Source organism: Cardinium endosymbiont of Philonthus spinipes, assembly GCF_964030745.1.
In the GTDB taxonomy this organism is placed as follows: domain Bacteria; phylum Bacteroidota; class Bacteroidia; order Cytophagales; family Amoebophilaceae; genus Cardinium.
In genome coordinates this window covers 20,336-33,721 of the sequence record NZ_OZ034918.1, presented here as the reverse complement: position 1 = coordinate 33,721, position 13,386 = coordinate 20,336, and the positions used below count along the sequence as shown (strand labels likewise).

General features: G+C 39.7%; 10 protein-coding genes. 3 read left to right on the top strand and 7 right to left on the bottom strand.

Features of this window, described 5'->3' with window-relative positions; translation table 11 throughout:
- Positions 1–61: 61 nt before the first annotated feature.
- Positions 62–1,090, top strand: a complete 1,029-nt coding sequence (locus tag AAHM81_RS00155; protein WP_342264943.1) for an IS5 family transposase — start codon at positions 62–64, stop codon at positions 1,088–1,090.
- A 539-nt stretch (positions 1,091–1,629) separates the two neighbouring features.
- On the opposite strand, the gene eno is transcribed toward AAHM81_RS00155, so the two are convergent.
- The 6 genes from eno to AAHM81_RS00125 all read right to left on the bottom strand — a co-directional run bounded on the left by eno (position 1,630) and on the right by AAHM81_RS00125 (position 7,681).
- The gene (eno, locus tag AAHM81_RS00150) at positions 1,630–2,919 is read right to left on the bottom strand and encodes a phosphopyruvate hydratase (protein ID WP_342265358.1); all 1,290 of its coding nucleotides are present in this window, start codon (positions 2,917–2,919) and stop codon (positions 1,630–1,632) included.
- Between the two features lie 44 nt (positions 2,920–2,963).
- Positions 2,964–4,514, bottom strand: a complete 1,551-nt coding sequence (gene gpmI / locus AAHM81_RS00145) for a 2,3-bisphosphoglycerate-independent phosphoglycerate mutase (RefSeq protein ID WP_342265357.1) — start codon at positions 4,512–4,514, stop codon at positions 2,964–2,966.
- Between the two features lie 28 nt (positions 4,515–4,542).
- Positions 4,543–5,286: a pseudouridine synthase gene (locus AAHM81_RS00140; protein WP_342265356.1), complete on the bottom strand. Its 744-nt coding sequence runs from the start codon at positions 5,284–5,286 to the stop codon at positions 4,543–4,545.
- A gap of 51 nt (positions 5,287–5,337) precedes the next feature.
- Positions 5,338–5,703, bottom strand: a complete 366-nt coding sequence (locus tag AAHM81_RS00135; RefSeq protein WP_342265355.1) for a TraR/DksA family transcriptional regulator — start codon at positions 5,701–5,703, stop codon at positions 5,338–5,340.
- Between the two features lie 94 nt (positions 5,704–5,797).
- Entirely contained in the window at positions 5,798–6,547 is a 750-nt protein-coding gene (locus AAHM81_RS00130; protein WP_342265354.1) for a zinc ribbon domain-containing protein, read from the bottom strand.
- 3 nt (positions 6,548–6,550) lie between these two features.
- A complete protein-coding gene (locus AAHM81_RS00125; RefSeq protein WP_342265353.1) occupies positions 6,551–7,681 on the bottom strand; it encodes a Nif3-like dinuclear metal center hexameric protein in 1,131 nt (376 codons plus the stop codon).
- 130 nt (positions 7,682–7,811) lie between these two features.
- Here AAHM81_RS00125 and lpxK point away from each other — a divergent pair, with 130 nt between their 5' ends.
- Positions 7,812–8,864: a tetraacyldisaccharide 4'-kinase gene (gene lpxK, locus AAHM81_RS00120; protein ID WP_342265352.1), complete on the top strand. Its 1,053-nt coding sequence runs from the start codon at positions 7,812–7,814 to the stop codon at positions 8,862–8,864.
- Between the two features lie 33 nt (positions 8,865–8,897).
- On the opposite strand, the gene ileS is transcribed toward lpxK, so the two are convergent.
- Positions 8,898–12,203 carry an isoleucine--tRNA ligase gene (gene ileS, locus AAHM81_RS00115; RefSeq protein ID WP_342265351.1) on the bottom strand — a complete coding sequence of 1,102 codons (3,306 nt, stop codon included), beginning with the start codon at positions 12,201–12,203 and terminating at the stop codon, positions 8,898–8,900.
- 231 nt (positions 12,204–12,434) lie between these two features.
- On the opposite strand from ileS, the gene AAHM81_RS00110 reads away from it, so the two are divergent.
- Complete coding sequence (locus AAHM81_RS00110) at positions 12,435–13,382, top strand: acetyl-CoA carboxylase carboxyltransferase subunit alpha (RefSeq protein WP_342265350.1); 948 nt, start codon at positions 12,435–12,437, stop codon at positions 13,380–13,382.
- Positions 13,383–13,386 lie beyond the last annotated feature (4 nt).

The following is a 13,386-nucleotide window of genomic DNA, read 5'->3' as shown; positions in this document are numbered from 1 at the left end:
AAGGTTAAATTCTATTGATTTTTTTAGGTATTGATGCTTAAAACTTTTAATAATATTGTGTATGTCGCTCAAGCAAACTAAGCAATTAAGTTTTTCAGATATTTCCGCCAATAAGCGTAAGTGCAAACACACTTTCTTTGATCAAATCAACAAGCTAGTTAATTGGTCAGTAGTAGAAAAAGCACTCCGATTACATTATCCTAAAGGTTTACGTTTATCAGGCAAACCGGCCTATAGTCCTCTGCTTCTATTCAAAATGCTATTGCTACAGACGTGGTATGGCTTGAGCGACTATGCAGTCGAAGAAGAAGTGAATGATCGTATCACTTTTAGCAGATTTTGTGGTATTTCGATGGATAGTTCTGTTCCAGATCATAGTGTACTAAGTAGATTTAGAACTACCCTTACAGAGAAGAATGCTTTAGAAAAGTTATTGCATATCATTAATAATCAGCTATCTGATCATGGTGTATTGGTTCAAAACGGTTCAGCAGCTGTAGATGCTTCTATTACCCCTACCCCTAGACGCCCTAAAGGTAAAAAAAGCTACGATCTGCATGAAGATGGAACCATAACCACAGCTGAAAGTTATCAAAAAGGAGTAGATCCAGAAGCAAGTTGGATAAAAAAAGGCCATCATCTCTACTATGGCTATAAGCGGCATGTTCTTGTGGAAAGCAAAGAGGGGTTGGTGCTAGCCGTAGGTACCACAAAAGCATCTAGTCATGATAGTGGGCATTTACAGGTATTATTGGATAAAGTAAGGCTAAAATCAGGCAGCAGACTCTATGCAGATAAAGGCTATAGCGGGTCGCCCAACGAAAATTTACTAAAGAAAAAGAAGTTAAAATCAGCTATTCAGAAAAAAGGGGCTAGAAACAATCCTTTATCACCCACTGCTAAACGGTTTAATAAATTAGTATCTAAAACGCGCTATAAAGTAGAACGGGTATTTGGAAGTATTAAAAGTTGGTTCCGTAGCTCAGGAGCCAGATATATAGGCCTTGCTAAAACCCATACGCAACATGTTATGGAGGCAATAGCCTATAACTTATATAGGTCCCCAAACATCATATTAAGAGGTATCTAGGGGAATGGTGTGTCCAAAATAGATTGAAAATGACTAAAAAATCAGTAAATAAATAGTTTTATACCACTATAACATCAAATATGGCAAGGAAATAACCCTGGAAGATTAATCAAAATTATACCTTCAACCTATCACAACGGCCTCATAATTTTATTATAACAAACAGAAGTGCTTCAGCTTGGAACAGCTAAATAAATACATTCTTCTAATCGGGGTTATAGTACCACCATTGGTTCAACCGCTCCTATCCAAAACCATGCTGAAAAACGGGCACTTTAAGCACCAGGGAAACAATCGATCATAACTGCAAAAGCACTCCTGAATGAAAAATATAGTACAAAACTTTTAGAAATATCATAACGCCATAAATAAGTTTCTTGCTTAGGTATAACCCACAGCCGTGGGTGGGGGCTGAAAAACATATCGATTCATCTATTTACTATCGGGCCAGACTTTTTATCGAAGGAGATAAGGGGACCCAACCACAGGCGTGAATAGATACAATCTACTTAAGCGGGTTTACAGAGGAGATGCTGATCCTATTTAAGAAACCGAGCAAAAGCATGATGCCCTGCATAGGACACTTGATCTTGTAAATCTGATTCAATACGCAATAAACGATTGTACTTAGCCACTCGATCTGTACGGCAAATGGCACCTGTTTTAATCTGTCCGACACCTGTTCCAACAGCTAAATCAGCAATCGTAGTATCCTCTGTTTCTCCAGATCGATGGGATATAATGGCAGCATAATCAGATTTTTTTGCTAGCGAAATGGTTGCCAATGTTTCTGTTAAGCTGCCTATTTGATTGTATTTAACCAGCACCGCATTGGCCATATTTTCCGCTATGCCCTTCTTTAATAGGCTTGAATGGGTAACAAACAGATCGTCTCCGACCAACTGCACCCGGTCACCCAACGCTTGGGTAAGCTGCTGCCAACCTATATGATCTGTTTCAGCCATACCATCTTCTATACTTATAATAGGATACTGGCGCACCAAGTCTACCAAATAGGCTACCCATTCTGGTCTAGTAAACATTTTGTTTTCTACATCATAAACGCCATTTGGCCTATAAAATTCCGTGCTAGCCACATCTAAACCTAAATAAATATCTCGACCAGGCTTATATCCAGCTTGAATAATCGCTTCTAAAATAGCTTCAATAGCCTCTTTCGTTCCATCTAAATTGGGTGCAAATCCCCCTTCATCACCCACATTGGTACTAAGACCTTTTTGCTTTAAATAAGCCTTTAAGACATGAAAAATTTCTACACCGGCACGCAATGCTTCACTAAAAGAAGGATAGCCTAAGGGTACAATCATAAACTCTTGTATAGCAAGCTGGTTATCTGCATGTAGGCCGCCATTTATGATATTCATCATGGGAACTGGCATGCTATATGAAGCACCCATCAAATGGGCAAAGTATTGATACAATGGTTGCCGGTAGTGTAACGCAGCTGCCTTAGCAATTGCTAAAGAAACAGCTAAAATAGCATTGGCACCTAAATTCCGCTTATTGGGCGAGCCATCAAGCGCTACCATTAAGTGGTCCAAACCAGCTTGATCATCAACATCTTTACCAACTAAATTTTGGTCAATGATGGAGCAGACATGTTCCACTGCTTTTAAAACGCCCTTGCCATGATAACGGTTGGGGTTGGCATCTCTTAGCTCTACTGCTTCAAAGGAACCAGTGGAAGCGCCAGCAGGCACACTGGCGTATCCGCTCTCCCCTGATGCCAAACTTACTTCAGCAGCGATGGTTGGATGGCCACGCGAGTCTAAGATTTCATAGGCAGTAACGGAACGAATTTTTGACATCTCTATTATTTTTATTTTAACAACGAACTATATACAACAACGGTCTATCTAAAAGTAAGCAAATTGCTTCCGGTCATTTCTTTAGATGGCTGTAAGCCTAGTAGAGCCAATAATGTGGGCGCTACATCTGCTAATGTACCAACAGCTGCTAGGCTAGCTGAACGGCCTATATATAGCAATGGAACAGGTGCTGTGGTATGTGCAGTATGAGGTTGTTTCATTTTCGAATCATACATGCATTCTGCATTACCATGATCAGCTGTAATAATGGCTTGGCCACCTTGCTGCTGCAAGGCAGCGATAATTTTACCCATACAGCCATCTACAATTGTAATACCTGCTTCTGTAGCCAATTGATTACCTGTATGGCCAAGCATATCAGGATTGGCAAAATTGCAAATAATGACATCATGAGCTTGCTGTTCAATGGCTTTTATCAGATGATCGGTAATCTCTAGCGCACCCATCTCAGGCACTAGATCATAGGTTGCTACCTTTTTAGAAGGAACCAATAAACGGGTTTCACCAGGAAAGGGTTGCTCAATGCCTCCATTAAAAAAGAAAGTAACATGGGCATATTTTTCTGTTTCTGCAATACGCAACTGTGTTAAACCTGCTTGTGAGAGGCAAGCGCCTAAGCTGTTTTGTATAGATAGAGGAGGAAAAGCTATATGACTAGGGATATCATCTGCGTAGGCTGTTAACGAAACGAAATCGCCCAAACGGGGGTATGCTCCACGATTGAAACTTGAAAAATCAGGATCCGTTAAAGAACGACTGAGTTGCCTTACACGATCTGAACGAAAGTTCATAAAAAAAACAATATCTCCTGATTCAATCGTTATCGGTGGCTTACCTGGTTTATGCAAACAGGTGGGTTGTACAAACTCATCGGTTTCACCCCGACCATAAGCTGCTTGCAATCCACTTAAAGCTGTTGCAGCATGATAGGTTGCCTGGCCAGCGACTATACAATCATAAGCTGCTCGTGTACGCTCCCAACGATGGTCTCTATCCATAGCATAATAGCGCCCAGTCAGTGAAGCAATGTGACCCAATCCTATTTGTTGGCATTGCTTTTGAAGCAGCTCGATCGATGCGGCTGCACTAGTAGGTGGTGTATCCCGCCCATCTAAAATAGCGTGAATATAACAGTTTTGTATAGCCTTTTGCCCACACAATGCTAATAAAGCATGGATATGCTTTTCATCGCTGTGCACACCACCGGGAGATAACAGTCCTATGATATGGACCGATGCGTTCGTATGCTTTGCCTTACTTAAAGCGGATAAAAATATTTTATTGGTAAAAAAATCCCCCCTTGCAATTGCTTTATCCAATCGTGTTAGATCCTGATGCAACACACGACCTGTTCCAATTGTTAAGTGACCCACCTCTGAGTTACCCATTTGACCCTCTGGTAAGCCTACTGCACCACCAGATGCATCCAATAAGGTATGGGGAAAGGTCTGCATGAAATGGTTCCAGTAAGGAGTTTGTGCAGCTGAAATGGCATTGTAGCGGGTTTCTAAGGAATGACCCCAGCCATCCAGAATCAATAAAACAACAGGTTTAGGCCGTTTGAATGCGCGCATAGAGGAAGAAAAGTAGCATATAAATTCCTTAAACTAAATTTTTAAGTTGACGAACCTCTTTGTCCTTTAAAAAGATCCATTTCCCACGAGGAACATGCTGCTTAGTAAGATGGGCATAGCCCACCCTATCTAATCTATCAACCAGATAGCCTAAATGGCTAAAAATCCTTCTAACGATGCGGTTCTTACCCATATGGATCACCATGCCTATTTGGGTTGGATCTTCTTCTACTATAGCAATTTGGTCCACCTTAGCTAGGCCGTCCTCTAGTAGGAGACCTTGCTGAATAGCCTGTAAATGCTCTGTTTGTATCGCCTTGTTCAAGACAACATGATAGAGCTTGGGGACCTTACTGGCAGGATGCGAGAGCTTACGAGCCAAATCTCCATCGTTGGTGAGCAGTAAGAGACCTGTGGTATCATAATCCAGCCGGCCAACGGGATAAATACGCTCAGCACAATATTGTTTGCCAACAAGATCCAAAACTGTTTTGCGCCCTTGAGGATCTTGTAGTGTCGTAACATACCCTCTTGGCTTGTTTAGAAGCAGATACCGTAGCTTTTCTATATGCAAAACAACACCTTTATAGGTCACTACTGCATCTATCGGTATTTTTGTACCCACGCTTCGTACAACTGCACCATTTACTGTGATACAACCTGATTGAATAAGCTGGTCTGCTTCCCTTCTGGCACAAACACCAGCATTACTTATAAATTTGTTTAACCGTATTAGAGATGCAGTACAAGCTTGAGTAGCATAATCTTCCATAGCATAAACAGATTTCAAAAGAAAGCTATGTATAAAACCTAACCATTACACTTATTTTTTTGGACTTAACTTTGCATCCACTGCATACATCGTATGCGGTACTACTTTCAAACGCTCTTTATCTATCATCTTACCCGTTACCACACAAACACCATAGGTGCCATTTTTAATGCGTTGAATAGCAAGTTCAATTTGCTTGATGAATTTTTGCTGACGCTCAGCTAATTGACCCACATTTTCCGTTTCTATTACTTCTGCATTTTCCTCAAATGGTTTACCAGCAGATTCAAGCCCTGCCTCTTGACGACTCAAAACCTTTTCCAGTACTTGAAGCTCATGGTTAGCCTTTTCCAGTTTTTCTAAAAGAATCTTTTCAAAAAATTTTAGATCCTCAGATGAGTATGCTTCCTCTGCCATAACTTTTTGATCTTGATTGTAAGCAATCTAAAGCAATGGTTCAAAAACTACCATTACATTATGCCCCCACTAATTTAAAATATTTACTTATGTGCTAACTAACAAATAGAAGTGCATCTATAGGCTGCTCCAAAGCAATTAACATTCTACCACAATGTTCGCAAAGTACTATTTTATTGCGCTCATATACACCTATTTTTTGCTGAGGAGGAATCACTATACAACACCCCCCACAAGCCCCTTTCTTAATAGGAACCACAGCTAAATTATTAGGCACATTTTTTCTAATTCTTTCATAAGCAAGATATAAAGGCTCACCTAACATTGCTATGATCTCTTGTCTTTTTTTATGCAAGGCAGACTCTTCTGCTTCACTTGCTTGTAAAATTACTTGCAGCTCTTCATTTTTTAAAACCAAATCCGCTTCTTTGGATTCTAAAAGTTTATGTAGCCCTTCTAAATTAGACTGTTCCTGCTCTATATTACCATAAGCAGTATGTAGCGCCTTTTCTGCAAGTTGGATGTCTAACTTATGCAATTCCAGTTCTTTAGTAATCGCATCATACTCCCTATTGTTACGAACTTCCATTTGTTGTGCTTCGTACTGTTGGAGTTTTTTTTCAGCTTGTTTGATAAATGCCTTCTTGCTAACCACCTCTTCTCGCAAGTTAGTCAATACCATTTCACGCTCTTGTATGGTTTCAGATAGGTTTTTTATATGGATTTCTAACGCATATACCTCCTCTGGGAGCGTTCCTCTAAGCTTTACAATATCATTAAGATGGGTATCAGTTTCCTGAAGTTCAGATAGTTTTGTCAATTTAATTGCAATATTTTTGTCCATTAGTTAGTCGTTGATGTGATGAATAGGATTGGTAATAGTTTTACAGCGTAGTACTACAATATTATTAAATTCTTTTGATAATAATGCAAGGATTAGTTTTTTCAGACCTAATCGACTAGCATGATAGCCTATATCAATCAATAATGTTTTACCATTAGCCTCTAAAAACTGTTCATATTGTAATCCTGTTGTAATAAATGCATCTATTTTTTTGCTCAATACTTCTTTGAGCAATCCTCCCCCACTTCCAGCATAAACAGCTACGTTTTTGATGGGCCGGTCAAAATAATTTGTATGTTGAAGATGGGATAAATTCAATTTTGTTTTGATATACTTTAGAAAATATTTTTCTGGTAGCTCTATAGGTAAAGTACCTACTACACCACTACCCATATTGTCTTCAATTGCTTCTACTTGCTCTAAGTAATAGGTAACCTTTTCATAAGGATGCACCTGTAGTAAGGTTTGAATGATTTGTTCCTTATAAGGGGTAGGCAATATAAAACTAAGCTGGCTTTCTTGTGAAAACTCTAAATCTGAACCAGCGGTAAAATCTGATAAATGTGCTGAATAGGCTGCATGGTGCACAGGAGCAGCCACACTTGTTAAATTTTGTGTAGCCAATACAGCTCCTACCTGACACAAAGATTGAACCAAATGGTTTGCTGCATGAAGTGGAACAAAAGTAGTTAGCCTATACAGTACTGCTTTGTGAGGAATAATGGGACGCATCTCTTGTAACTCAATCAAATTAGTGATTCTATGGCTCACCCCCCGCCCCAGGTGATCTAAGTTGGTATTAAAAACATAGATGGTAAGTTGATGTTTTATCGCTTTGATCACACATTTCCCAGCATAATTTTCTGGAATAACTTGGGCCAATGGATCAATAAAAATAGGCTGATTTACAACTATAAAATTACATCCTTTTTCAACAGCCTCATCCAATACTGCTTCTGTTATATCCAAAGCAATCAGTATGCCAGTCACTATATGGGTTACGTCACCCACTACAATATGGGGTGTTGTTACATGGTGCTGGCTTTGTAAGGGCACTTTTTGCTCCAAGTAGTTTACAACATCAGATATAGTAACAGAAGTATCGTTATATTTTGGCGCTTCTTTTACGGTCATCGTGGTGTTCAATAGACAATATATAACACAAGGTTAATCAATTGGATTGGCATTATATTATAGTTAAGATAAGAAATATATCGTTATTTGTGTAATACAATCAATTATTTTTTATTAAAAGCTAGGGGCTATGTTTTCGCTATGTTTACAAGGATTAAGTTGGGTATATGGCAGGTTGGTTTCATTACGCAATTATCTTTACAAGAAGCAAATTAAAAAAAGTTTTTTTCCAAAAAAACCAAAAGTGATTGGTATAGGCAATCTTTCATTGGGTGGTACTGGCAAAACACCTTTGGTGGTCTATTTGGTTACATTACTTGCTAAGCGCCACGTTATAGCGGTGCTTAGTAGGGGATATAAGCGCAAATCGATAGGCTTTAAAATAATCAATGCGCTAGAATCTGTTTGCACAGCAGGTGATGAGCCTTACCTTTTGTATCAACGCTTTGGAAACAATCCTAATGTGTTGATTGCAGTGTGCGAAAATAGGGTGAAAGGGATAGCCCAAATTATGGAATATAGACCTGAAGTTGAGGTAGTACTTTTAGATGATGCTTTTCAACACCTTAGTCTTACGCCTCATTTAAATATTGTATTGACCAGTTTTCATCAGCCTTTTTTTAAAGACCACCTCTTACCATTTGGGCGATTGCGTGAGCCACGTAAGGGGGTTTCACGTGCCGATATAGTGCTGGTAACCAAAAGTTCACCAAACTTAACCCAAGCAACAATGGATCCAATAAAAACAGCCATACAAACCTATCATACCAATTCAGTATCAATTTTTTTTACACATACCATTTACCATGATCCTATTGCAGTGGGAAGTTTCAAAGGGGCTAAACTACCTACTGTACTATTGCTGGTTACCGGTATTGCAGACCCCCTACCCTTACAGAACCACTTAGAAAACAATGGACATAAAGTTACACACTTGGATTTTCCAGATCATCACTGGTTCAGTGATGGTGACGTACATACTATTATCCATTTATTTCATAGACTGGGCCATCCAGATAAAGCGATTGTTACAACAGAAAAAGATTATGTAAGATTAATAAACCACCATTGGCGTAAGTTATTATGCGTATTGCCTATATTTTACATTCCTATAGAGATCGGCTTTGCGCAAGAAGCGAAAGAAGCTTTTGATAGAAAAATCATGGACGTTGTCCATGCTTAACTTGATTACCAAAATATACTGCCATAAAATTTATTATACTTTGCAATCGGAATGGGTTAGTTTGGTCAGCCGAACAACTACCATTAGACCTTCTATATCAATTTCAGTTCCTTCTAATTCAGCCACAAAGCGCAATTGGACTGCTTGTGTTTCCGTGCAAATATACGCTTTATAAGTAGCTAGAGCCTGAACCAGATATTTTATATCTTCCTGGATATCAATTAATATTTTGTCTTGAATGTCAAAATTCAGTGCTTTACGCAATTGCTGAATACGGTGCACAAATTCACGTGCTACCCCCTCTTCTTGCAACGCATCATCTAATGTTGTATCGAGTGCAATCGTTATTTCTCCCTCTGTGGCCACACACCATCCCGGTATATCTTCTGTAACAATTGATACATCTGCCAGTGTCAGGGGAATCGCCTCGCCTTGCAAGTGCAATAGATGGGTATTTCCCTGCTCTAAAGCATAAATTTCAGCAGGTGTTAAAGCTAAAATAGCTGCACCAAGCTCTTTCATCTTAGGGCCATACCGTTTACCTAAAAGGGGAAAGTTGGGTTTTGCTTTTTTAAGCTGATGGGCATCATCTAAATAATGGACTTGCTTGACATTAATTTCCGCTTTAATCAACTCTTCTAACCGAAACCACCCAGCTGAAACAAAGAGGCCTGCAATACGGATACTAGGCAAAGGTTGACGAACCTTAATTTTATGCTTCTTGCGCAAAGCATGCGCTAAAGAAACAATTTTTTGTACTTGACCCATATCTGTTTCTAGAGCTGAATCTATAGCTTCTGCTGCTACTACTGGAAAATCTGATAAATGTACAGATTGATGTTTTTCTTTTTCAGTAACATGGTTCAATGCTTGGTAGAGATAATCTGCATAAAAAGGCGCTATAGGTGCCATGAGTTTAGCAACTGTTATAAGACAATGATAAAGGGTCTGATAAGCAGCTTCTTTATCTTTATCCTGGCTATTTTTCCAAAACCTTTTTCTATTCAGCCGTACATACCAGTTGCTTAAATCATCTACTACAAAATCTTGAATCATTCTAGCCACTAGTGTAGGTTCATAGTGCTCATAGGCCTCTGTTACAGTTTTAATCAGGGTATGAGAACGGGAAATGATCCACCTATCACTTTTATCTAAATCACTACTGGCCATTACACTTTTCTGAAAGTAGAACTGATCTAGATTGGCATAAAGGGCAAAAAAGTTATAGGTGCTATTAAGCGTAATAAAAAACTTACGTGCTGCTTCCGCTACACCTGTTGTGTCAAACTTTAAATTATCCCACGGATTGGCATTACCAATCATATACCAACGTATGGCATCTGGCCCATATTGAGCCAATAGTGCCATGGGATCAATGGTATTACCAACGCTTTTAGACATTTTATTGCCATGTTTATCAAGTACTAGTCCATTAACTACTACACTTTTAAAGGCAGGCATTTCAAAAAGCAATGTAGAAATAGCGTGTAAGGTAAAAAACCACCCTCTGGTTTGGTCTACCCCTTCTGCAATAAAATCAGCAGGAAAACCTTTTTCAAATAGCTCTTGATTTTCAAATGGATAATGCCATTGTGCACAAGGCATTGCACCGGAATCGAACCAAACATCTATTACAGCGGTTTCTCGATACATAGGGAGGCCATTACTACTGACCAGTACAATATCATCTACATAAGGACGGTGTAAATCGATATCTGCCGGCAATTGCGCTTTCATATAGCCAGCCAAGACTGCTTGCTCTACTTCAAACATCAGTTCAGCTATAGAACTGATGCATTTTTCCTCTTTTTGATCAGCAGTACGCCAGATAGGGAGCGGAATACCCCAGTAGCGTTCACGGCTTAAGTTCCAGTCTACCAGATTTTCTAACCAATTACCAAATCGTCCTTTGCCCACAGCAGCAGGTTTCCATTGAATGGTATCGTTTAACTCAATCAATAATTCCTTATAAGCGGTTGTTTTAATAAACCAGGCATCTAGTGGATAGTAGAGAATAGGTTTATGGGTACGCCAGCAATGGGGATAACTGTGCTCATACTTTTCTACCTTAAAGACCTTATTTTCTTGCTTTAGTTTAGTAGCGATCAGTAAGTCTACAGCAGGTAAAGTGGCATCTGCTTCATAGGCAGCTTTAACATAACGCCCAGCAAAATCAGTAATTTCTGGTACAAAACGACCTTTCCTATCTACAATTGGAACCGATTCGCCTGCTGAATTGGTCACCATAATAGCAGCAATATTTTCTTTTTGAGCAAGGCGGTAGTCATCTGCACCAAAGGTAGGCGCAATGTGCACAATACCGGTACCTTCTGTAGTAGTCACAAAATCAGCTGCAACTACCTTAAAAGCATCTCCTTGAGGCTGGACATAGGGCAAAAGCTGTTCGTAACGCAAGCCTACTAAATCGGCCCCTGTATAACGCGCCACGATCTTCCAAGGTAATGTAGCACGATCAGCCTTATGACCAGGCTGATAGCCATCACAACTAGCTTGCTCACCTGTAAAAAAACGTTTTACAGCATCTTCCGCTAAGATCACATGAACAGGAAGGTAGGTATAGGGGTTGATGGTCGCGACCTTAACATAGTTAATCGCAGCCCCTACCGCTAAGGCACTATTTGCAGGGAGGGTCCATGGGGTGGTTGTCCATGCTAGAAAATATTCATTTTCCCTGTGCTTAAATTGTGCCACAATAGAAAGGTCTTTAACCAACTTATAACAGCCAGGCTGGTTTAATTCATGGGAACTCAACCCTGTGCCAGTACTCGGTGAGTAAGGTTGTATGGTATGGCCTTTATAGAGCAATTCTTTATTGTACAGTGCTTTTAGTAAGTACCAAACAGACTCAATATAATCACGTTCATAGGTGATATAAGGATTCAGGTTGTCTTTCCAATAGCCTAGCAGCTTGTTGAGCGTTTCCCATTCACTTTTATAGGCCATAACCGTTTCCCTGCATGCTTGATTGTAATCAATAATGCTAATTTTTTTACCGATATCTTCCTTGGTAATACCTAGTTTCTTTTCTACTTGGAGCTCTACCGGTAAACCATGGGTATCCCAACCACTTTTGCGAGACACATAATAGCCTTGCATGGTCTTATACCGCGTAAAAAGATCTTTTACTGTCATGGCCAAAATATGGTGTACTCCAGGTGCACCATTTGCTGAAGGGGGACCTTCAAAAAAAACAAAAGGCGTGCTGCCTTCACGCTGTTGCATAGAGCGCTCAAATGTTTTTTGTTCTTCCCAAAAAAGGTTGATTTCTTTTGCAATTTCTAACAAATTGAGCTGCGATTGGGTTTTGTACTTTTTCATCTATACCTACCTAAATAAGACCTATAATTTTAAAACACTACAAGTTGCAATTTAGTGAAAAAGTTATAGGGAATAGATGCACCTTTACCTATAAAAATGATACAAGACCATATATCCGTTAGGTTATGCTAAAAAAGCCTTAGATTTGCCTATGAAAATAGGAAGAATATTGGCAAATAGGCCTATCTTCATAACGAGCCCTTCCCTGGAACTGTAACAAACTGCTATTGTATGCTATTAGATTTTGAAAAACCGATTGTTAAACTTGAAGAAAAGCTTGCCAGAATGCAAGCAGCTGCTAAAGCGCAAAATGCACCAGCGCTTATGGCTTCGGTTGCTAAATTAGCTGATGATATACAGGCATTACAACAAAGAACTTTTCAAAATCTAACCAGGTGGCAGCGGGTTCAACTGGCGCGCCATCCAGATAGGCCCTATACACTCGATTACCTCCAACAGATTACAGAAAACTTTGTCGAATTACATGGAGACCGTCTTGCAGGAGATGATCAAGCAATGGTAGGTGGATTTGGTACAATAAATGGGCAAACGATGATGTTCATTGGCCACCAAAAAGGAAGAACGACCAAAGAACGTCAAATGCGGAACTTTGGCATGCCGAATCCAGAAGGCTACCGTAAAGCGCTTCGTTTGATGCGTTTGGCAGAAAAATTTAACAAACCCATTATTACCTTTATAGATACACCTGGTGCCTATCCAGGACTGGAAGCAGAAGAACGCGGTCAAGCAGAAGCCATTGCCAACAATATTCAAGCAATGTTTGGCTTACGTGTGCCTATTATAGCCATTGTGATTGGTGAGGGCGCATCAGGTGGGGCTTTAGGCATTGGAATAGGTGACTATGTACTCATGTTAGAACATACCTGGTATTCCGTTATTACGCCTGAGTCTTGTTCTGCTATCCTCTGGAAAAGTTGGGACTACAAGGAGCAGGCTGCAGAAATGCTGCAAGTAACTGCTAAGGATATGTCTAAATTTCGTTTAATAGATGGCCTTATCAAAGAGCCAATGGGGGGGGCACATAGAGACTTACCAACCGCCGCAGCACTTATTAAGGAAAGTATTCTCAATCATTTAGAAAAATTATCCAGTAAGCCTATTGACACCCTACTCCAAGAACGAACAGAGAAGTTTTGTGCAATGGGCAGCATCAGCTGATCTG

Bases quoted from the DNA above. Each gene is read 5' to 3' on its own strand.
- lpxK (WP_342265352.1), top strand. From the start codon at position 7,812: ATGTTTTCGCTATGTTTACAAGGATTAAGTTGGGTATATGGCAGGTTG.
- ileS (WP_342265351.1), bottom strand. From the start codon at position 12,203: ATGAAAAAGTACAAAACCCAATCGCAGCTCAATTTGTTAGAAATTGCA.
- eno (WP_342265358.1), bottom strand. From the start codon at position 2,919: ATGTCAAAAATTCGTTCCGTTACTGCCTATGAAATCTTAGACTCGCGT.
- AAHM81_RS00125 (WP_342265353.1), bottom strand. From the start codon at position 7,681: ATGACCGTAAAAGAAGCGCCAAAATATAACGATACTTCTGTTACTATA.
- AAHM81_RS00140 (WP_342265356.1), bottom strand. From the start codon at position 5,286: ATGGAAGATTATGCTACTCAAGCTTGTACTGCATCTCTAATACGGTTA.
- gpmI (WP_342265357.1), bottom strand. From the start codon at position 4,514: ATGCGCGCATTCAAACGGCCTAAACCTGTTGTTTTATTGATTCTGGAT.
- AAHM81_RS00110 (WP_342265350.1), top strand. From the start codon at position 12,435: ATGCTATTAGATTTTGAAAAACCGATTGTTAAACTTGAAGAAAAGCTT.
- AAHM81_RS00130 (WP_342265354.1), bottom strand. From the start codon at position 6,547: ATGGACAAAAATATTGCAATTAAATTGACAAAACTATCTGAACTTCAG.
- AAHM81_RS00155 (WP_342264943.1), top strand. From the start codon at position 62: ATGTCGCTCAAGCAAACTAAGCAATTAAGTTTTTCAGATATTTCCGCC.
- AAHM81_RS00135 (WP_342265355.1), bottom strand. From the start codon at position 5,703: ATGGCAGAGGAAGCATACTCATCTGAGGATCTAAAATTTTTTGAAAAG.